The sequence below is a fragment of the Amycolatopsis sp. genome (genome assembly GCF_035546795.1).
Taxonomy (GTDB): domain Bacteria; phylum Actinomycetota; class Actinomycetes; order Mycobacteriales; family Pseudonocardiaceae; genus Amycolatopsis_E.
In genome coordinates this window covers 59,487-78,787 of record NZ_DASZWC010000040.1, presented here as the reverse complement: position 1 = coordinate 78,787, position 19,301 = coordinate 59,487, and the positions used below count along the sequence as shown (strand labels likewise).

19 protein-coding genes are annotated in these 19,301 nt (G+C 71.0%); 10 read left to right on the top strand and 9 right to left on the bottom strand.

Annotation, left to right across the window (positions count from 1 at the left end):
* Window positions 1-22 precede the first annotated feature (22 nt).
* Complete coding sequence (locus VHD82_RS23480) at window positions 23-1,756, bottom strand: ABC transporter ATP-binding protein (RefSeq protein WP_325707788.1); 1,734 nt, start codon at window positions 1,754-1,756, stop codon at window positions 23-25.
* An 89-nt stretch (window positions 1,757-1,845) separates the two neighbouring features.
* Between VHD82_RS23480 and VHD82_RS23475 the strand changes: the two genes are divergently transcribed.
* From VHD82_RS23475 to VHD82_RS23465, 3 genes are all read left to right on the top strand, one after another.
* Entirely contained in the window at window positions 1,846-2,445 is a 600-nt protein-coding gene (locus tag VHD82_RS23475; protein WP_325707785.1) for a TetR/AcrR family transcriptional regulator, read from the top strand.
* Window positions 2,446-3,397: 952 nt separating this feature from the next.
* On the top strand, window positions 3,398-4,729 hold the full coding sequence (locus VHD82_RS23470; protein ID WP_325707782.1) for an Ig-like domain-containing protein: 1,332 nt from the start codon (window positions 3,398-3,400) through the stop codon (window positions 4,727-4,729).
* 119 nt (window positions 4,730-4,848) lie between these two features.
* Window positions 4,849-6,477, top strand: coding sequence for an SIR2 family protein (locus tag VHD82_RS23465; RefSeq protein WP_325707779.1), 1,629 nt, complete (start codon window positions 4,849-4,851; stop codon window positions 6,475-6,477).
* On the opposite strand, the gene VHD82_RS23460 is transcribed toward VHD82_RS23465, so the two are convergent.
* Together VHD82_RS23460 and VHD82_RS23455 are read right to left on the bottom strand one after the other, a co-directional pair.
* On the bottom strand, window positions 6,474-6,650 hold the full coding sequence (locus tag VHD82_RS23460) for a hypothetical protein (protein WP_325707776.1): 177 nt from the start codon (window positions 6,648-6,650) through the stop codon (window positions 6,474-6,476). The genes VHD82_RS23465 and VHD82_RS23460 overlap by 4 nt on opposite strands.
* Before the next feature lie 326 nt (window positions 6,651-6,976).
* The gene (locus tag VHD82_RS23455) at window positions 6,977-8,062 is read right to left on the bottom strand and encodes an ionic transporter y4hA (protein WP_325707773.1); all 1,086 of its coding nucleotides are present in this window, start codon (window positions 8,060-8,062) and stop codon (window positions 6,977-6,979) included.
* A gap of 130 nt (window positions 8,063-8,192) precedes the next feature.
* On the opposite strand from VHD82_RS23455, the gene VHD82_RS23450 reads away from it, so the two are divergent.
* Window positions 8,193-9,137 (top strand): enoyl-CoA hydratase/isomerase family protein, encoded by a 945-nt coding sequence (locus VHD82_RS23450; protein ID WP_325707771.1) that lies wholly within the window; start codon window positions 8,193-8,195, stop codon window positions 9,135-9,137.
* Here the strand turns inward: VHD82_RS23450 and VHD82_RS23445 are convergent.
* The 4 genes from VHD82_RS23445 to VHD82_RS23430 are packed head-to-tail and all read right to left on the bottom strand — an operon-like array spanning window position 9,134 to window position 12,612.
* The gene (locus VHD82_RS23445; RefSeq protein ID WP_325707768.1) at window positions 9,134-10,228 is read right to left on the bottom strand and encodes a CaiB/BaiF CoA-transferase family protein; all 1,095 of its coding nucleotides are present in this window, start codon (window positions 10,226-10,228) and stop codon (window positions 9,134-9,136) included. The genes VHD82_RS23450 and VHD82_RS23445 overlap by 4 nt on opposite strands.
* 26 nt (window positions 10,229-10,254) lie before the next feature.
* Complete coding sequence (locus VHD82_RS23440; protein WP_325707766.1) at window positions 10,255-11,070, bottom strand: enoyl-CoA hydratase/isomerase family protein; 816 nt, start codon at window positions 11,068-11,070, stop codon at window positions 10,255-10,257.
* The gene (locus VHD82_RS23435; protein ID WP_325707763.1) at window positions 11,067-11,828 is read right to left on the bottom strand and encodes a 3-hydroxyacyl-CoA dehydrogenase; all 762 of its coding nucleotides are present in this window, start codon (window positions 11,826-11,828) and stop codon (window positions 11,067-11,069) included. Before VHD82_RS23435 ends, VHD82_RS23440 begins: the two co-directional genes overlap by 4 nt.
* 40 nt (window positions 11,829-11,868) lie before the next feature.
* Complete coding sequence (locus tag VHD82_RS23430; protein ID WP_325707760.1) at window positions 11,869-12,612, bottom strand: class I SAM-dependent methyltransferase; 744 nt, start codon at window positions 12,610-12,612, stop codon at window positions 11,869-11,871.
* A gap of 91 nt (window positions 12,613-12,703) precedes the next feature.
* On the opposite strand from VHD82_RS23430, the gene VHD82_RS23425 reads away from it, so the two are divergent.
* Genes VHD82_RS23425 through VHD82_RS23415 form a run of 3 tightly spaced genes read left to right on the top strand, consistent with a single transcriptional unit; the run spans window position 12,704 to window position 14,486 of the window.
* On the top strand, window positions 12,704-13,105 hold the full coding sequence (locus VHD82_RS23425) for a VOC family protein (protein ID WP_325707757.1): 402 nt from the start codon (window positions 12,704-12,706) through the stop codon (window positions 13,103-13,105).
* 42 nt (window positions 13,106-13,147) lie between these two features.
* Entirely contained in the window at window positions 13,148-13,789 is a 642-nt protein-coding gene (locus VHD82_RS23420; RefSeq protein ID WP_325707754.1) for a GNAT family protein, read from the top strand.
* Between the two features lie 4 nt (window positions 13,790-13,793).
* Entirely contained in the window at window positions 13,794-14,486 is a 693-nt protein-coding gene (locus tag VHD82_RS23415; RefSeq protein ID WP_325707751.1) for a carbon-nitrogen hydrolase family protein, read from the top strand.
* A 1-nt stretch (window position 14,487) separates the two neighbouring features.
* Here the strand turns inward: VHD82_RS23415 and VHD82_RS23410 are convergent, their stop codons facing one another.
* The gene (locus VHD82_RS23410) at window positions 14,488-15,411 is read right to left on the bottom strand and encodes a sensor histidine kinase (RefSeq protein ID WP_325707748.1); all 924 of its coding nucleotides are present in this window, start codon (window positions 15,409-15,411) and stop codon (window positions 14,488-14,490) included.
* A gap of 102 nt (window positions 15,412-15,513) precedes the next feature.
* On the opposite strand from VHD82_RS23410, the gene VHD82_RS23405 reads away from it, so the two are divergent.
* From VHD82_RS23405 to VHD82_RS23395, 3 genes are all read left to right on the top strand, one after another.
* Entirely contained in the window at window positions 15,514-16,425 is a 912-nt protein-coding gene (locus VHD82_RS23405) for an ABC transporter ATP-binding protein (protein WP_325707745.1), read from the top strand.
* Window positions 16,422-17,792 carry an ABC transporter permease subunit gene (locus tag VHD82_RS23400; protein ID WP_325707742.1) on the top strand — a complete coding sequence of 457 codons (1,371 nt, stop codon included), beginning with the start codon at window positions 16,422-16,424 and terminating at the stop codon, window positions 17,790-17,792. The genes VHD82_RS23405 and VHD82_RS23400 overlap by 4 nt, the downstream gene beginning before the upstream one ends.
* A 71-nt stretch (window positions 17,793-17,863) precedes the next feature.
* A complete protein-coding gene (locus VHD82_RS23395) occupies window positions 17,864-18,550 on the top strand; it encodes a Pr6Pr family membrane protein (protein WP_325707740.1) in 687 nt (228 codons plus the stop codon).
* On the opposite strand, the gene VHD82_RS23390 is transcribed toward VHD82_RS23395, so the two are convergent.
* Window positions 18,551-19,267: an SDR family oxidoreductase gene (locus tag VHD82_RS23390; protein ID WP_325707738.1), complete on the bottom strand. Its 717-nt coding sequence runs from the start codon at window positions 19,265-19,267 to the stop codon at window positions 18,551-18,553.
* Window positions 19,268-19,301: the final 34 nt, after the last annotated feature.

Sequence of the window (19,301 nt, the reverse complement as noted above, 5' to 3'; positions counted from 1 at the left end):
GATTCGGAGCTGCGAGCAGTCCTCATGCTGCTTGCTCCGGGGTCAGCTGGGACTCCACGATCTCGACATAGGTCGGGCAGGTCGCCAGCAGTTCGTGGTGGGTGCCGTCGCCGATGAGGGATCCGTTGTCCAGCACCAGGATCCGGTCGGCGTCGAGAATGGTGGAGACGCGCTGCGCGACGACGATGACGGCCGCCTGACCGGTGTGCGGGCGGAGCGCGGCGCGCAGGGCCGCGTCGGTGGCCAGATCCAGCGCGGAGAACGAGTCGTCGAACAGGAAGATCTCCGGGCGGCGCACGAGCGCCCGCGCGATCGAGAGCCGCTGCCGCTGGCCGCCGGAGACGTTCGTGCCGCCCTGGGCGATCGGTGCTTCGAGCGCGCCGGGCATCTCGGACACGAACTGCGTCGCCTGCGCGATTTCCAGCGCCTGCCACAGTTCTTCGTCGGTGGCGTCGGGATTGCCGTAGCGGAGATTGCTCGCGACGGTGCCGCTGAACAGATACGGCCGCTGCGGCACCAGCCCGACCTTGCTCCACAACAGTTCCGGTTCCAGCTCGCGCACATCGACCCCGTCCACGCGCACCGCGCCGGCGGTGACGTCGATCAGCCGGGGGACCAGGTTGACCAGCGTGGTCTTGCCCGCGCCGGTGCTGCCGACGATCGCCGTCGTGGTGCCCGCCGTGGCGCGGAAGGAGATGTCGCGCAACACCGCGTCGGCCGCGCCGGGATAGCGGAACTCGACGCCGGAGAGCTCCAGCTCCGCGCTGCGCCGTAGTTCACGCACCGGTGCGGCGGGCGGGAGCACGGAGGAGTCGGTGTCGAGCACCTCCTCGATCCGCTCGGCGCAGACGGCGGCGCGCGGGATCATCATCGAGATGAAGGTCGCCATCATCACGGCCATCAGGATCTGGATCAGGTAGTTCAGGAACGCCGTCAGCGAGCCGATCTGCATTTCGCCGGTGTCGACCCGGTGCGCGCCGAACCACAGCACCGCGACGCTGGAGGCGTTCAGGATCAGCATCACGGTGGGGAAGATGAGCGCCTGCAACCGGCCCACGCGCAGCGCTGTGCCGGTCAGTGTCCGGTTGGCGTCGGCGAAACGGCGCGTCTCCGCGGGCTCCCGGACGAACGCGCGCACCACGCGGATGCCGGACAGCTGCTCGCGCAGCACCCGGTTGACCTCGTCGATGCGTTCCTGCATGCGGCGGAACTGCGGCACCATCCGGATCACGATGGAACCGATGGAGATCAGCAGCGCGGGCACGCACACCAGCAGCAGCCAGGACAGTCCGATGTCCTCGCCGAGCGCGAGCACGATCCCGGCCACGCAGGTGATCGGCGCGGCGACCAGCAGCGTGCACACCATCACCACGAGCAGCTGCACCTGCTGCACATCGTTGGTGGTGCGGGTGATCAGCGACGGCGCGCCGAACCGGCTGACCTCACGGGCGGAGAACCCGCCGACGCGGGAGAAGATCGCGGCGCGCACGTCGCGGCCGAAACCCATGGCCGCGCGGGCCCCGAAGTAGACCGCGCTGCCCGAACAGATGACCTGCACCAGCGTGACGCCGAGCATCCAGCCGCCGGTGGAGAGGATGTAGCCGGTGTCGCCGCGGACCACGCCCTTGTCGATGATGTCGGCGTTCAGCCCGGGCAGGTACAGCGAGGCGATGGTGCCGACCAGCTGCAGGATCAGCACGAAGGTCAGCTCGCGGCGATACGGCCGCAGGTGGGTGCGTAAGAGGCGAAGTAGCAAGGGTGTCCCCCAGGAAGAAACCAAACGTATCTAATATGGGGTAATGTAGACCTGGCCAATAGGAAACGCAACGTATTTTAGAGGTGCCGGTGACTGAGCAGGCGAAGCCCCGCCGCCGTGGGGAAAAGCTCGAGTCGGCCATTCTCGACGCGGTCTGGGACGAGCTGCACGAGGTGGGCTACAACGCGCTCACCATCGAGGCGGTGGCGACGAGAGCGGGCACCAGCAAGCCGGTGATCTACCGGCGCTGGGGCAGCCGGGCCGAGCTCGTGCTCGCGGCGTGGACCAAGAGGCAGTTGCCGCGCCGGCCCAGCCCGCCGGACACCGGCAGCCTGCGCGGTGACCTCATAGTCCTGTTCACCCGCATCGCACGCCGCGCCGACCGGATGATGTCGGAGATGATCGCCGGGGTGATGGGGGAGGCCTTCCGGCATCCCGAGGTCGCCGGGCTGCTGCGGGAACGGCTGCGGGGAGCGCCGCTGGGTGACACGGTGCGCGCCGTCGTCCGCACGGCCACCGAGCGTGGTGAGCTGCCGCCGGTGGAGATCTCGCCGCGGGTGGCGATGGTGCCGCTGGACCTGGTGCGCAACGAGACCATCACGTGCGGCAGCCGGGTTTCGGCGGAGACGATCGCCGAACTGGTCGACGAGGTGTACCTTCCGCTGTTGCGCGGGCTCGCCGCCGGGTGAGCGCGCGCAGACTCGTGGTTCACCGCCCGCGACGTTGAGGCCGAGGAGGCGGCAGCCGGCAGGGCATCGACGCCCGGCAGCGCGCGGGGGAGTTTTCGTCCGGCCCGGCGGAGTGGTCCGATCCCTGCGTCGTCGTGGCTTACAGCGAACTCGACGGACCGCACGGGCCCGTCCCGGTACGCACTTGCCGCCCGCGCGGCTGTAGCAGCGGCACGCTGTCGCGGGCGCACGGCGGCAGTTTTCGCACGGGGTGGGCTGGACATGGGCGAGGCGCCTGCCGGGGTGTCCGGGCTTTCGGCCGGGTACCGCCTGGCCGGTGCCGGTAGCCGGTCCCGCTCGACGACGTGCACGCGGCCTGGACCTGGCTGTCCACTGTAGACTCACCGGTGGTTCTGGATGGCGCGTTCGCGCGTTGCGCGAAACCGGCGCTGGACGACGGGAGGGCCGCGGAAATGGCCCGGCTGCCCGGATTCCGGCGCTTCACCCCGGAAGCGGTGGCGGGCATGGTGCGGGAGTATCTCGGCCGCATCTCGGGCCTGCCGGCCGACGCCCACGTCCTGCTGTCGCAGTACGACGATCCGCGCCCGTCCGGCGACCGCAGATCAAGGAATCACTGGACCGTTTCGCGGCCGCGCTCAGCTTTCGGTGACCCGGCAACGCAACCCCCGCCACCGAACCGGTCCCCAGCGCCGTCGACCGTTGAACAGTGCGCGATCGGGGCGGGGGTGGCGTGCGCTGTCGCGCCGAAGAAAGGGCCGGGTCACGATGCCGGCCTACGACCTGCTCACCTCCCGCCGGGCCGATCCGCGCAGGGTGACCCATCCGCTGGGTGAGTGCGGCTCCACGATGGGGTGAGACGGCGTGTTGCGGCCGTCGAATGGCCTGGACCACTGGTTACGTTGATGCGGTTGTGGAGTTCCGCCGCTTCTCCGCCAGCCAGGAGTGTCGTGCCATGCCGCTCAGCCGCCTCGTTCACATCGCTGTCCTGGGGGCGGTGGCGCTCGGCCTGCCGGCCGGATCGGCGGCGGCCGCGCCGGACGGCTCGGGCTACGGCCAGTGGGACAAGACCGGCACCGTGACCGTGCCGCTCGCCGGGTTCCCTGCTGCGAAGTTCACCACGACGAGCACCTCGACCAGCGTTGCCACCTCGGCTTTCCTGGGTTCGTCGACGCCGTTCGGCGAAGCCTATGGCAGTTCGCAGGGACAGCAGTATCTCTTCGCGCGCGCCGCCGCCGGCGGCGCTCCGTCGGTCACCACGATCACGTTCGCCGCGCCCACCCCCGTGGGCTGGGGCTTCGCGCTGGGTGACGTCGACGCCGACAAGGTGCGGGTGGCGGCCACCGACGCGGACGGCGCGGCACTGCCCACCGCGGCTCTCGGCTGGCAGAGCGCGTTCAACTACTGCCAGAACACGCCGAAACCGGGTGGTTGCGCCGGTCCCGGCCCGTTCACGGACGTCCCGCGCTGGGATCAGCGGACCGCGACGCTGACCGGCAATGTCGCGGACACCGGCGGCGCGTCAGGCTGGTTCCGGCCCACGGTGCCGGTGCGCTCGCTGACGCTCACCTTCTCGGTGCAGGCGGGCATCCCGGTCTACCAGATCTGGCTGGCCGCGCTGCCCGTGACGATCAGCGGCACGGTCGGCACCGACTGCGGCGCACCCGCCCCGGCCACCACCGTGCATCTGCTCGACGCCACCGGATCGCCCGTGCGCGATGCCACCGTCACCGACGGTTCCTACAGCTTCACCGGCATCGCCGCCGGGCGGTACCAGGTCGCGGCCGACGCGGCCGGGGGCGACACCGCGGGCCCGGCCGCCGGACGCGCCGTGTCCGCCACGGCCGACACTTCCGGCGTGGCGTTGACGCTCGCCTGCCCGGCCGCGACCCCGCCCTGGACCACCGCCCCGCCGGTGGTGCGGGAAGCGCCGGGCACCACCGTTTCCACCCCGCCGGGCACCCCGGTGGTGATCAAGCTGCCGGACGGCCTGACCGCCACGGATGCCGGCAAACCGGTGCACGGCGCCGTCGCCGTCGACCGTGACGGCAGCCTGACCTACATCCCCGACAGCGGGTTCATGGGCCAGGACACCATCCACTACGCCGCCGTCGACCCCACCGGCGCGACGTACACCGGGACGGTGACGGTCATCATCGAGCTGGCTTCGACCGGGGTGGACGTGCTCCCGATCGCGTTCTCCGGTGGCGCGCTGGTGCTCGCGGGCGCGCTCGTGCTGATGTCCCGGCGCCGGTGTACTGCCGGTGAACGGCCGCCGTCGCGGTAGTTTCCCGGTGCGGGTCGAGGACGGGCATCTTTTCGGGGCACTGCCGTAACGCCACTCTCACAGCGAGCGACGACTTAGCAGCAGTCGAATGGTGCCAGGTCGAAGATCATCGAGGCGAGATGACGGCAGCGGAACACGTGACAACGCTCGACGACGCCCGTTTCCGGCGCAGCGACAGTCAATTCTTCCATCGCGGCGAGATCAAGAAGGCGCTCGTCGAGCTGGCCGGGCACGACGAGGTGGTGCTCTACTGCGGCGCCGGCGTGACCATCGACCGGACCGGACTGGGCTGGACCGATCTGATCATGCATTCCCTGCGGCCGAGGGACGACGAGAACAGGCCTTATATCGAGGATGCCGATCTCGTGAAACTGGAACGGGCGATCGGCAATCCGCAACGGCTGGCCTCCGTCCTCAGACAGCATTGCGTCCAACGGTATCCGGGTGAAGCCGCTCAGCTCGACTACATCGCTTCGGCGCTGCGGGCCGAGCTGTACCGCCGCAATACCTGGAAAGGCGGCAGGCTCGTGGACACCCTCTCCCGTTATGCGGTCAATGCCGCGCGCGCCGGAAAACGGATCACCATCACCACCACCAATTACGACACCTACATCGAGCAGGCGATCGACAACGAGCTGAAAAGGCTCACGGCCATCGACGAACCGCGACCGGGACTCCATGTGGAGACACTGGGGCGTTCCAGTCCGCGCACGAAGGTACAGCCGACCGCGCCGGAACTCGGGGTGGTGCGCCTGGTGTACCTGCACGGCCGGATCCCGCCCAACGACCGGGTGACCGGGCCGATAGTTCTCGACGAAGCGGACTACGCGGACAATCGCGGGAAAACCGTGGCGCGGCTGATGAATCTCATCGACCGGCCCGGGATAGCGGTCCTTGTGGTCGGGGCGAGCCTCACGGATCCACCCTTGATCGACGCGTTCGCGCTCACCCGCACGCGAAAGCCTCGCTACGTACTCATGCCGATGCAGTCGACCGGGCTGGCCGCATATCCCGGACACCACGTTCCGGCACTGCTCAAGCATCTGCGAGGACGATTCGGCCTGCTCGGCCTGATCGGCCTGGTCCCGGATTTCAAAGTGCAGATCGGGCAGTTCTTCGAAGAGCTCATCGTCTGCGAAAATCTCGTCGATCCGGCCGGGTACGAACGCCGTAGCTATGGCCGGCGGTTGATGGACTGGTGGGAGGACTGGGAAGCGCGGTCGGACAATGACGCGTTCATCGACGACGCCTTCGGCCGGCTTCGCGATTTTTCCGCCGATCTGCGGCGGAGATGGGATCTCGGCGACGAGAAAATCGACGGTGTGGAACTGGTGAAATTGGAAATCTGGGCTCGGTGGAACCCGGAGAAGTCGAGGCGGCTCGCGCTCTGGGGCAGTTCGATGGGCGTGCTGGTCGGGCGTGGGCTGCTGCGCAAAACCGAACTCGAGCTCGATTCCGGACAGGCTTCGGTACGGTGTTTCACCGAAGGCAGACCGCAGTACGTGGATCTCGACGAGGTGCAACCACCACACCCGACGACCGGCGGAAAGCGTTACCGGTCCCGCTGGGAGTCCTTCCTCTCCGTGCCGGTCTATCTGGAGGACCCGGACCGCTCGCTGATCACCGGCGTTGTCACCTTGGCCAGTTCGAGGAGCAGGGCCGGGTCCGCTGTGCCGACGAGCGATACCCTGGCGATGCAGGTGCTGGTCACCGAGATGAGAACACTCGGCGCGGAACTGCTGGCTTAACCCGCCGAACCGGCGTGGGCGTCGTTCTTGTTGCGTACCCGGTGTTCCCGGACGAGGTTCGTGGCTTTCGCCTCGGCCCGGGTGCGTTCCAGCCGGATCTCTTCCAGCCACGTTTCGGGGTCGGCGAGCGCGGCGGAGATCTCCTCGATGCGCCGTCCTGTGGGAGTGTCCATTCCGTTCATCTCCGGCTTGCGTCTGCGGATGCTCGGGCGCGCACAAGCACAGTTTGCGTGCTGTGTGCCACGATTCCCGTCTTCGAGTAGGGCACGGCGTGTCGATCAAGAGCAGGGGGCAATTTCACCACGATGCCCTCCGGTTCGGCACCGGACAAGCGGCCAACAAGCTTTCCCGGTGCGGTATTCGGGTGGACATTCGCCGATGCTCCTCACTCCTCGTGATTGTCCGGCATCGTCTCCGGTGCACATTCTTGCGTCGCACCTTTCCCGGTCGCCGTTACTGATCTCCGCGACCTCCCCACGCCGGGCGCGCGTTCCCCCGGTCAGGGATTGACCGCCAGGAAAAGGAAACTCGCGAACAGCGCGAGATGCACCCCGGCCTGCAACAGCGTCGCGCGACCGGGCACCACGGTCAGCACGCCGGTGACCACGGTCAGCGCCAGCAGCACCAGATGCGTGCTGTCCAGGCCCAGCAGCAGCGCGCCGGGCAGCCAGATCGAGGCCAGCGCGATCACCGGGATGGTCAGCCCGATACTCGCCATCGCCGAGCCCAGCGCCAGGTTGAGGCTGATCTGAACCCGGTCGCGCAGCGCCGCGCGCAGGGCCGCGATCGTTTCCGGCAGCAGCACCAGCAAGGCGATCACCACACCCACGACAGCCTGCGGCAACCCGGCCTTGCTCACGCCGTCCTCGATCGCGGGCGAGACGACCTTCGCGTCACCCACCACGGCCACGAGCGCGACGAGCAGGAAGACCAGGCTGAACCAGGCCGCACTGGCCTTCGGTGGCGCCGCGTGCTCGTCGCCGCCCTGCTCGACGGGCAGGAAGTAGTCGCGGTGCCGGACGGTCTGCATCGCCACGAACAGCCCGTACAGCACAAGCGAGGCAACCCCGGCGAACGCGAGCTGCGCGGGGGAGAACTCCGGGCCGGGACGGCTGGTGGTGAACGTGGGCAGCACCAGGCTCAGCGTCGCCAGGGTGGCCACCGTCGCGAGCGCCCCGCCGGTGCCCTCGGCGTTGAACACGGCCACCCGGTGCCGCCAGGCCCCGACGAGCAGGGACAACCCGAGTATCCCGTTGCAGGTGATCATCACGGCGGCGAAGACCGTGTCCCGCGCCAGCGACGAAGTCTTCGCACCGCCACCGGCCATCAGGGTGACGATCAGGGCCACCTCGATCACCGTGACCGCGATCGCGAGCACCAGCGAACCGAACGGCTCGCCGACCCGGTGCGCCACGACCTCCGCGTGATGCACGGCGGCCAGCACGGCGGCGGCCAGGCACACGGCGACCAGCAGTACCAGCGGCAGGGGCAGCTTCCGGCCCCAGCTCAACGCCAGCGCGACGACGGCGATGAGCGGGCCGGCGACGGTCCAGTCGGTCAGCCGGTCAAGGATCCGGGCGGGCACGGCCTCACCCTGCCACAGCGAAACCGATCCGGCCCGGCGGACCGTGCATTGTGGACACTCGGCGCCGGCCCTCGAGGCGCACCGCCTTGGCCGGTGTCGTAAACCGGCGCGTTGGTAAGGTTTGCCAGCTATGGGCCCTGACCTTTCCGCGCTGCTGGACGAACCGCTCGAGGTGGTCGGCGCAAACCCGCCGCCGCGCGGGGACCGGATCCTGGTCGGCCTCGCCCCGGACGCGTCCCGGCCCGATCTCGCCGCCCGGCTGGACGTCACGCTGGTCCCGCCCGGCACGGTCGCGGGGCCCGAGTTCGTCGTCTCGGCAGACCCGGAAGCCGACGCGGAGGCGCTTCGCCAGGCCGCACAAGCGAATCCGCAAGCCGCACTCGTCCTCGCCCAGGTGTTGCGCGCCGGTGGTGTGGACGTCGGATCCGCCCTGGACCTGGAGTCCTTCGCCTACTCGACCCTGCTCGGCGGCGCGGAGTTCGCGCGGTGGCTGGAGGGGCGCGGCCCACGCCCGCTGCCGCCGCCGTCGGCCGAGCCGGTGCGCGTGGCGCGGGCGGGGGCGGAGTTGTCGATCACGCTGAACCGGCCCGAGCGGCGCAACGCTTACGGCCGCGAGGTGCGTGACGCTCTGGTCGAGGCGCTCCGGCTGGCCGAGTTGGACGAGAGCATCGAGCGGGTGGTGCTCACCGGCGCCGGGCCGTCGTTTTCCGCGGGTGGCGATCTCGACGAGTTCGGCACCACCCCGGACCTCACCACCGCACATTTCGTCCGCACCCGTGGCGGGGCCGGGCTGCTGCTGCACCGGCTGGCGGCGAAGGCCGAAGTCCACGTGCACGGCAGCTGTGTCGGCGCGGGGATCGAACTGCCCGCGTTCGCGGGCCGGGTGATCGCGCGGCCCGGCACCACGTTCCGGCTGCCCGAGGTCGGGATGGGCCTGATCCCCGGCGCGGGCGGCACGGTCAGCATCCCGCGCCGGGTAGGCCGCTGGCGCACGTTGTTCTTCGCGCTTTCGGGCCGCCCGATGGACACGACGACGGCCCTGGAGTGGGGCCTCATCGACGAACTGGACGGTTAAGCGTCCCAGTCCGCCAGCACCGCTTCGGTGTCGGCGCCCGCCGGGCGCGGCGACGTCGGTTTCGCCGCCGGGGTACGGGAAAACCGCGGCGCGGGCGCGCCCTGGGGGACGCCGTCGATTTCGACCAGTGTGCCGCGTGCGGACAGATGCGCGTTGTGCTGCGCTTCGGCGAACGTGAGGATGGGGGTGACGCAGGCGTCGGTGCCGTCGAAGATCTTGGCCCATTCGTCCCGCGTCTTGCTCACGATGACCGCGGTGAACCGGGCGCGCAGCACCGGCCAGCCCGTGCGATCGGTCTGCGGCGGCAGGTCTTCGCCGTCGAGGCCGAGCCCTTTCAGGAACTCGGCGTAGAACTGCGACTCCAGGCAGCCGACGGCGATGTGCTGGCCGTCCGCGCAGGTGTAGGTGTCGTAGTAGGGCGCGCCGCCGTCGAGCAGGTTCACGCCGCGCGTATCGCTCCAGCTGCCCGCGCCGCGGAAGGCCCACATCATCTGCAGCAGCACGCTGGCGCCGTCGACCATCGCGGCGTCCACTACCTGCCCGAGCCCCGACCGCTGCCGTTCCCACAGCGCGGCCAGCACGCCGGCCACCAAAAACATCGACCCGCCACCGAAATCGCCGACGAGGTTCAGCGGCGGCACCGGCCGCTCACCCGTGCGTCCGATGGCGTGCAGCGCGCCGGTGAGCGAAATGTAGTTGATGTCGTGCCCGGCGCGCGGCGCCATCGGCCCGTCCTGGCCCCAGCCGGTCATCCGGCCGAACACCAGCCCCGGGTTGAGCTCGTGGCAGTCCGCCGGGCCGAGGCCGAGCCGTTCGGCGACCCCGGGCCGGAAGCCCTCCAGCAGCACATCGGCCTTCGCGATCAGCCGCCGCGCGAGCGCCAGCCCTTCGGCGGACTTGAGGTCGGCCGCGACCGAACGCCGGTTGCGGAGCAGGAAGTCCGGGTGCTCGCCGGTCGGGTCGAAGTCCATGGCCGGGCGCTCGACCCGCACCACGTCGGCGCCGAGGTCGGCCAGCACCATGGCCGCGTGCGGGCCCGGCCCGATCCCGGCCAGTTCGACCACCCGCAGTCCCTCCAAGGGTCCCGGCACGTTCGTTTCCTTTCTGATCGGGTGGCTCACCAGGAGCCGGAGTAGTCGGCGGGCCGCCGTTCGGCGAAGGCGCGCACACCCTCGCGCCCGGCCGGGCTCGCGGCGCATTCGCCGATGGAGCGGGCCTCGTGTGCCAGGTGCGCGGCCAGGTCCCGGCCGGTCGATTCCCAGGCCAGGCGCTTGATCCGGCCCAGTGATCCGGTCGGGCCCTTGGCCAGCCCGCCCGCGATCTCCTCGGCCTCGGCGAGCACCTTGTCGTCGGCGACCAACCGGCTGAGCACGCCGAGGCGGCCGGCTTCCTCGCCGTCGAGGACCCCGTCGGTGAGCAGCAGGTCCCGCGCGCGGGTCGGCCCGATGATCCGCGGCAGGGTCCAGGACATGCCGCCGTCGGGCGAGAACCCGATCGACGGGTAGGCCGGGCGGAACCTGGTGCCCGGCCCGCCGACCACGATGTCGCAGGCCAGCGCGATGCTCATGCCCGCCCCCGCGGCCCAGCCGCTGACGGCGGCGACGACCGGCACGGGCGCGCCGGTCACCGCCAGAATGAACTCGTGGAACGTGCTCGCCAGCTCCGTGACGAACGCACCGGGGTCCTCGGCCGAACCGAAGGCCTTCACGTCGCCACCGGTGCAGAAGTTGGCGCCCTCGCTGTGCACCAGCACCGCGCCGACGGCGTTCGTTTCGCCCTGGGCGACCGCTTGCAGCAGCTCGGTCGCGCTCGTCATCCGTCCCGCGTCGAGGGAGTTGCCCGCCGCGCCGGTGGCGATCGGGCAGCGCAGCACCCGGTCGCGCAGCCCGACGTGGTGGGCGTGCTTTTCGAGCAGGGTGTCGAAGGCGGTCACCGGGGCGTCATCCGGATCGCGCCGTCGAGCCGGATGGTCTCACCGTTGAGCATCGGGTTCTCCACGATGTGCTTGGCCAGCGCGGCGTATTCGGCCGGGTCGCCGAGCCGGGAGGGGTGCGGCACCTGCGCGCCGAGCGAGTCGATGGCCTCGTCGGGCAGCGCCGCGAACAGCGGGGTGTGGAACAGGCCCGGGGCGATGGTGACCACGCGGATCCGCAGGCTCGCAAGGTCGCGGGCGATCGGCAGGGTCATGCCGACGATGCCGCCCTTGGACGCGGAGTAGGCGGCCTGGCCGATCTGGCCTTCGAAGGCGGCGACCGAGGCGGTGTTGATGATCACACCGCGTTCCTCGCCGATGGGTTCGTTGTGGGAGATCCGTTCCGCGCCGAGCCGGATGACGTTGAAGGTGCCGATCAGGTTGACGGTGACGACCTTGGTGAAGTCGGGCAGCGGGAAGGCGCCCTTCTTGCTCACGGTCTTGATCGCGTTGCCGATGCCGGCGCAGTTCACGACCGTCCGCAGTGGACCGAGTCCGGCCGCGGTGTCCAATGCCTTGGTGACGTCGGATTCGCTGGTCACGTCGGCGGGGGTGAACACCGCCGAGTCGCCGAGCTCCGCGGCGATCTTCGCGCCGTCCGACGTGGGCAGATCGATGATGGCCACCTTGGCGCCGGCGCCGTGCAGTGCGCGGACCGTCGCCAGCCCGAGCCCCGAGGCGCCGCCGGTCACCAGCGCCACACCGTCGGAAACCTTCACGTTGTCCTCCTCGACAAGTACTTATCGATCGCTCAGTAGGTTATCGACCCACGGCGGGTTTGACCACCGTCGCGACTGTGATGAGTTCGGGGCTGTCCGGCGTCACCGGCCCATGGTCCCAGTCGCCGAACCGCTCGACGGCGCGCAGGCCGGCCTCGGCGAGGAAGCGGTCCAGTTCGGCTTCGCCGGTGAAACGGAGCACGCTCGTACTGCGGTCTTCCCAGTCCGCGCCGGTGAAGGTTTCGGTGAACCGGACGAGCCCGTCGCCCGGCGGCGTCCCGACCTCGTGCGTGACCCGGACGGTCTCGCCACCGACGGTGATTTCCCTTGCGTGCTCCGGAGTCCAGCGTTCCCACGCGCGGGCGGCAGGGTTGCGGGTTTCGAACGCGAACCGGCCGCCCGGCCGGAGCGCGGCGCGGACGGCGGCCAGCGTGCCGCGCAGCTCGTCGTCGGTGCGCAGCTCCTGGAACGCGTGCCCGGTCATCACCACCAGATCGAACCCCGGCGGTTGCGGGGCCGTGCGGAGATCGCCGGGCAGCCACTCGATGTCGGTGCGTTCGCGTGCCCTGGCGAGCATCGCGGGCGCCGGGTCGAGGCCGCGCAGCCGGCCGGTGTGCCCGGCTTGGCGCGCTTCGTGAAGGAGCGTGCCGGTGCCGCAGCCGACGTCGAGCACGGCTTCGGCGGCCGCGATCAGTGGCAGGTAGAACTCGACGTCGGCGCGGCCGGTGTTGAGGGCGTCGTAGAGCGCGGCGAGCCGCTCGTCGGTGTAGGCGTGGTCGACCATGGGGGTGATCGTCGCAGGTCCACTTCGGACTTCTGTAACCACGAACTGATCGTTTCCGATGAACCGGCAAGGCCGATCGAAGGAGATTGCCATGTCCTCGCGACTCAACCCGTACATCAGCTTCCGGGACAACGCGCGCCAGGCGCTGGAGTTCTACCGCGACGTCTTCGGCGGCACCCTGACGCTGAACACGTTCGGCGAGTTCGGGCAGCCCGACGTGCCGCACGCGGACCGGATCATGCACGGGATGCTCGAAACCAGCAGCGGGTACACGATCATGGCCGCGGACACCCCGCCCGAAATGGAGTACAGCCCTGGCACGAACATTTCGGTCAGCCTCAGCGGGGACAGCGGCGACGAGCTGCGTGGCTACTGGGAGAAGCTGTCCGAGGGCGGCACCGTGGCGGTGCCGCTGGAGAAGCAGATGTGGGGCGACGAGTTCGGTTACTGCACCGACAGGTTCGGCATCTCGTGGATGGTCAACATCAGCTGAAACCGTTGCCGCCGCGGGCGCGCACCCGGCACCATGGGGCCGGTGCTGGTGGACCGGTTTCCCTTGGTGGGGCTGCGCTTGCGTACGCCGCGGCTCGAGCTCCGGCTGCCCGGGCCGGAGGAGCTGGCGGCGCTGGGTGAGGTCGCCGCGGCCGGGGTGCACGAGCCGGGCGTGCTGCCGTTCCGGGTGCCGTGGACCGAGCAGCCGCCCGAGGACGTGGCGCGTTCGGTGCTGCAGCACCACTGGCGGTGGCTCGGCGCGTGGGAGCCGGCGCGCTGGGAGCTGCACCTGACGGTCTTCCGCCGGGGTGAGCCGGTCGGCAGGCAGAGCGTCGGCGCGCGCGAGTTCGCGATCACCCGCGAGGTGCACACCGGTTCGTGGCTGGGGCTCGCGCACCAGAGCCAGGGCATCGGCACCGAGATGCGTGCGGCCGTGCTGGAGCTGGCGTTCGCCGGGCTGGGCGCGGAGGAGGCGGTGTCGTCGGCGTTCGCGGGGAGCGTGGCGTCCTACGAGGTGTCCCGCAAGCTCGGCTATCGCCAGGACGGCGTGGAGCGGCAGGTCGTGCGCGGCGAGCTGACCGTGGAGCACCGGCTGCGTCTCGCACGGGCGGACTGGCGCAGCCCTTGTGAGGTCGAGATCGAGGGCTTGAGCGCGTGCCTGCCGCTGTTCGGGCTGACATCCTGAACGGGTGCGTGACCCACTCACCCTTGCCGTGGCGCAGCCACTGTCGATCTCCCACGACGTCGAGTCCAACGCGGCCGAACATGCGCGGCTGGTGCGCGCGGCCGGGGCGCGCGTGGTCGTCTTCCCCGAGCTGTCGCTGACCGGCTACGAACTCGACGCGGAACCCATCGCGCCCGGCGACCCGAGGCTGCGGCCGATCGTGGCGGCCTGCGTGGAGACAGGGGCGCTCGCGCTGGCCGGAGCGCCCGTGCCGGGGCCGCACATCGGGCTGTTCGCCATCGACGGCGCCGGTGTTTCGGTGGCCTACCGCAAGATGAACCTCGGCGGGCCGGAGCCCGGATACTTCCGGCCGGGGGAGGCGCCGGCGGTGGTCGAGGTCGACGGTTTCCGGCTGGGGCTGGCGATCTGCAAGGACACCGGGGTGCCGGCGCACGCGGCGGACACCGCGGCGCTGGGCATCGACGCGTACGTCGCGGCGACGGCGAAGCTCATGACTGAGGGGGATGTGCAGGACGAGCGCGCCCACCGGATCGCCACCGAGCACGGGGTCTGGGTGGCCGTCGCCAGTTTCGCGGGCTCGACCGGCGGCGGTTTCGACCCCGCGTCGGGCCGCTCCAGCATCCGGGCCGCCGACGGCACCGTGCTCGCGCGGGCCGGGACCGGGCCGGGGGAGTTCGTGCGCGCGGCGATCGGCTGACTCACGCCACCGGGAGCCGCGCCTCCACGAGGAACCTCGTGCCCGGCGCCGGGCCGGTGCGCAGCTCTCCGCCGACGGTGGCCACGCGCTCGCGTAAGCCGAGCAGTTCCGGGCTGTCCGGGGCCAGTGCCCCGGCCTCCCGGATCAGCACGCGGAGATCCTCGCCGGTGAAGCGCAGTTCGACATCCACCGGGGAGCCGTCGACGCCGGCCAGCGACTCCTGCACGATCCGGTAGGCCGTCAGCTCCACCCCCGGATCCAGCGCGCTGACCAGCCCGGACACGATCAGCCGCGCGTCGGCCCCGGAGCTTTCCCTTGTGTGGTCGAGAAGTTCGAGCAACTGGCCGAGCCCTGGCCGCGGCCGGACTGGCTCGTCGCCCGCGTCCGAACGGAGTACGTCCTGCAGCCGTCGCAGTTCCAGCAACGCGATCCGCGCCGTCTCGCCGATCGCGAGCAGGCCGGCCCCGGCCTGTTCGGGCGTGCTCAGCCGCGCGGCTTCGGCCCGCGCCGAGATGAGCGAGACCCGGTGCGCGACCACGTCGTGCAGCTCCCACGCGATCCGGGCGCGTTCCCCGCGCACGGTCAGTTCCCGGAGACGATCCCGCACCGCCGCCCGCTCGTCTCGTCGGGCGCGTGCCTGCCGCATCCGGGCCCGCACCAGCAGGAGGCACACCCCCGCCAGCGCCAGCAGGCCGGTGACCGCCGGGAATCCCCGGTAGCACAACGAGGTCAGCGCCGTCGCCACGACGATCGTGAGCAGGGCGGCGAGGGTATGGCGCGCCGCGAAGGCCAGTGGCACCGTCGCGGCGAGGCCCAGTACCACGGCGACCGCGCCGACGTCACCCGCGCGAAGCACGGCCTCGGCCGTCGCGAGCACACCCAGCACGATTCCGTCGAGCAGCGGCCAGTCCCGGATTGCCTTCATCCGGTCATTCTGGGGGTCTCCGGGTGCCGTTGGGGGTCCTTTTCGCCAGAACCGGGCGGGGACCGGGAAGCGCTTCCCGGCGGGGTTCGTAGTCTCTCGGTCATGGAAGCCACCATCGAGGTACGCGGGCTGCGTAAGCACTACGGCCCCGTCGTGGCCGTCGACGATCTTTCGTTCACCGTTTCCCCAGGTCACGTCACCGGCTTCGGGGGAGCTGCCGACGCGGGCAAGACCACCACGCTGCGTGTGCTCCTCGGCCTGGAACGCCCTGATCGAGGGATGGCGCTGATCAGCGGCCGCCAGTACCGCGACCTCCGCGCCCCGCTGCGCGAGGCCGGCGCGGTGCTCGGCGGCGCCTGTCCGCATCCGGCCCGGCGCACCCGCGACCACCTGCGCTGGCTGGCCCAGTCCAACGGGCTGCCCGCCGCGCGCGTCGCCGAGGTGCTGGAGCTGACGGGCCTGACCCCGGTGGCCAAACGCGCCGCGGGCGGGCTCGAGCCCGGAATGGTGCGGCGCCTGGAACTCGCGGCGGCGCTGCTCGGCGATCCGCCGGTGCTGCTGCTGGACGAGCCGTTCGACGGGCTGTCGGTGGACGACGCGGGCTGGCTTCGCGGCCTCCTGCGGTCGCTGGCCGCGCAGGGCCGGGCGGTGCTGGTTTCCAGTCGCGCCATGCGTGATCTCGACGGCATGGCGGACCGGCTGGTGGTGCTCGGCCGCGGCAGGCTGCTGGCCGACGCCAGCGTTTCCGACCTGCTCGCGGCGGCCTCCGACGGGCTGGTCGCGGTGCACACCTCGCACCGGCAGGAGGCGATCACCGTCCTCGCGCACGCCGGGGCGACGGTGACGGCCGGTGGTACGGACGCGATCACCGTGGCTGGGCTGTCCGCCGACCGCGTGGTCAGCGTGCTCAGCGAAGGGGTCGTGCCGTTCTCCGGGGTCAGCGAGCATCAGCCGTCGCTGGAAGAGGCGTATCTCGAAGTGACCAGGAAGAGCGCTGAGCAGGTGCCCGCATGAGCTACCGCAGTTCCCTCCCGCGTGGCAACGACGGGTTCCCGCAACTGTTCCGGGCGGAGTGGACGAAACTGCGCACGGTGCCGGGCTGGCTGCTCACCATCGTGGCCGCGGCGGTGCTCACGATCGGCACCGCGCTCCTGGTGGCCGCGGCGACGACGCGGGACGGCGACGCCCACACCGCCGGCCCGCTCGGGCAGTACGCGGACAGCGCGAGTTTCCTGCACCGCACCATGACCGGCAACGGCACGCTCGTCGCGCGCTTGGTGTCGCAGAACGAGAAGGACACCGGCGCCGAAGCCGGGCTGATGGTCCGGGCGGGCACCGAACCCGGCTCCCCGTACGCGGCGATCGCCGTGGCTCCGGGCCAGGGAACGCGGCTGGAGACCGGTTTCGGCACCGAAGCCACCGGTAGCGCGGACGCGCACTGGCTGAAGCTCACCCGCACCGACGCGCTGATCACCGGGTACGAATCGGCGGACGGGGCCACCTGGACCCAGCTCGGCGTGATGACGGTGCACGGGCTGGGGGAGCGGATCGAGACCGGGTTGTTCGCCACCGCCCCGGGTTCGATCGCGGTGAGCCGAGGGCTCGGCGGGGAGACCATCGAGGAGCGGACCGGGCCGGTACCCGCCGTTTTCGACAACGTGGCGGTGACCCCGGTACTGGCGCAGACCTTGCCGCCGTGGAGCGCGCCGGCGTCGGACGGGCCCGTGCTCACCGTGCCCGCCGCGGGTGATCTGGGGCTCACCCCGTATACCGGGGACCGGGCGCGGGATCTGTTGTCCAGCATCATGATCGGGCTCGTCGCGATCGTGGCGCTCGCCGTGCTGACGTTCTCCGCGGAGTCGCGCGGCGGGCTGTTGCGGACCACGTTCATCGCCGTGCCGCGGCGGGGGCCGGTGCTCGCGGCGAAGGCGGCCGCGCTGGCCGCCGCCGCACTGGCCGCTGGTCTCGCGGCCGCGTTCGGCGGCTACCTGCTGGGCGCGAAACTGGTGCGCGGCAAGGGAATCTTCGTCCCCTCGCTCGGTGAACCGGCGGTGCTGCGGGCCGTGCTGGGCACGCCGTTGCTGCTGGCGCTGGCCGGGGTGTTCGGCCTGGGCGTGGCGATGTTCGTCCGGAGCCGGCGCGTCGCCATCGCGACGGCGCTGGTGCTGCTCCTGCTGCCGAGGATCATCGGCACCGCGCTGCCCGCCGCGGCCGCGCAGTGGCTCGAGCGGATCACCCCGGCCGCCGGGTTCGCCATCCAGCAGACCGTGCACCGCTACGACACCGCGATCGGGCCGTGGTCCGGTCTCGGCGTGCTGGCGTTGTATGCGGCCGCCGCGCTGGGCATCGGCATCTGGTGGGTGCGGCGGCAGCGGGTGTAGTCCTCGTCCGCAGGCGCACGGCCGCTGTGCGGGCTAAGGTCCGGGCAGTCCGGTGAACGGAGGAGGGGGCAGTGGCCGTGCGGATTTCCCGGTGGTGGCACGCTTTCATCGCGGTCGTCGTGGTGGTCTCGCTGGTGATCCAGCTCGTGCTGTTGTTCACCGGCGGGGCCGACGCGAACTCCGGGCAGGGCGCGGTGGCGGGCGCCGGTGTCCGGATCTGGCGGCTGTTCAGCTACTTCACGATCGAGAGCAATCTCTTCGTGCTGGCGGCCTCGCTGGTGCTCGCGGCGCGGCCGTTCTTCGACGGCCCGGTCTGGCGGGTGGTGCGGCTCGACGCGTTGCTGGGAATCCTGATCACCGGCGTGGTCTACGACCTCGTGCTCGCGCCGCAGGTGCACCTGACCGGCTGGGCGCTGGCCGCGACGATCGGCTTCCACTATGTCTCGCCATGGATGTTCGTCGTGGGCTGGCTGGTGCTGGGCCCGCGGTACGGGATGAGCTGGGCGACGGTGGCGGGCGCGTTCGTGTGGCCCGTGATCTGGCTGGTCTACATCTTCGCGCAGGGCGCCTTCACGCACTGGTACCCGTATCCGTTCCTCGACGTGACGCGCATCGGCCTCGGTTCGGCGCTGCGCAACGCGGTGCTCGTCGTGCTGATCGCCGTGGTGTTCGCGGTCCTGGCCCGGCTCGCCGACCGGCGTGTGCCCGCGCTGCTGCGGGAACGGAAAACGGTGGACAGCAGCGTGCCCGCGAACTAGTCAGCGGGTGGTGTGTGCCCCGCCGTTGACGTGGATCGTCTGGCCGGTGATGTGCCGTGCGCCGGGCGAAGCGAGGAAGAACGCGGTCTCGGCGATGTCGTCCGGCTGCCCCGCGCGCCCGTCGTGGGTCGCGGCGATGAGCGCGCTCCGCCGCTTGTCGGTGAGTTTTCCGTGGAAGAACCCGGTTTCGGCGATGTAGCCGGGGGAGATCAGGTTCGCGGTGATCCCCTTCGGGCCGACCTGCGCGGAGAGCCCGGCGGTCCACGCCGCGAGCGCCGCCTTGGCCGCGCCGTAGGAAGACCCGGCGTACTCGGCGCCGATGGAGCCGACGTTGAGGATCGACCCGCCCGGCCGCAGCGCGCCCCGCAGGGCCGTGGTGGTGAGCACCGCGCTGAGCAGATTGACCTCCAGGTTCGCGCGCCAGGCGGCGAGCGTGTCCTCCAGTGAGTCGCCGCCGGAGCGGGTGAAGTCGGTGTTGCCGCCGGCCATGTTGACCAGCACGTCCAGCTCCGGCAGCGCCGCGGCCAGGCGCGCCACCTGCGCGGGGTCGGCGGCGTCGCAGCGGATCGGGCGCGCGTCCAGCGCCGCTGCCGTCGCGTGCAGCCGCTCTTCGCCGCGCCCGGTGATGACCACCGTGGCGCCGTCGGCCCGGAACCGGGCGGCGACCGCCTTGCCCAGTCCGCTGCTGCCGCCGGTGACCAGCACGATTCGTGTCATTGACGCCCCTCCGGATGCTATGTTTAGCGCTAAA

Coding starts and splice junctions, on each gene's coding strand:
- VHD82_RS23410 (WP_325707748.1), bottom strand. CDS start 15,411: ATGAAGGCAATCCGGGACTGGCCGCTGCTCGACGGAATCGTGCTGGGT.
- VHD82_RS23460 (WP_325707776.1), bottom strand. CDS start 6,650: ATGGACACTCCCACAGGACGGCGCATCGAGGAGATCTCCGCCGCGCTC.
- VHD82_RS23430 (WP_325707760.1), bottom strand. CDS start 12,612: ATGGTCGACCACGCCTACACCGACGAGCGGCTCGCCGCGCTCTACGAC.
- VHD82_RS23470 (WP_325707782.1), top strand. CDS start 3,398: ATGCCGCTCAGCCGCCTCGTTCACATCGCTGTCCTGGGGGCGGTGGCG.
- VHD82_RS23400 (WP_325707742.1), top strand. CDS start 16,422: ATGAGCTACCGCAGTTCCCTCCCGCGTGGCAACGACGGGTTCCCGCAA.
- VHD82_RS23390 (WP_325707738.1), bottom strand. CDS start 19,267: ATGACACGAATCGTGCTGGTCACCGGCGGCAGCAGCGGACTGGGCAAG.
- VHD82_RS23425 (WP_325707757.1), top strand. CDS start 12,704: ATGTCCTCGCGACTCAACCCGTACATCAGCTTCCGGGACAACGCGCGC.
- VHD82_RS23465 (WP_325707779.1), top strand. CDS start 4,849: ATGACGGCAGCGGAACACGTGACAACGCTCGACGACGCCCGTTTCCGG.
- VHD82_RS23450 (WP_325707771.1), top strand. CDS start 8,193: ATGGGCCCTGACCTTTCCGCGCTGCTGGACGAACCGCTCGAGGTGGTC.
- VHD82_RS23405 (WP_325707745.1), top strand. CDS start 15,514: ATGGAAGCCACCATCGAGGTACGCGGGCTGCGTAAGCACTACGGCCCC.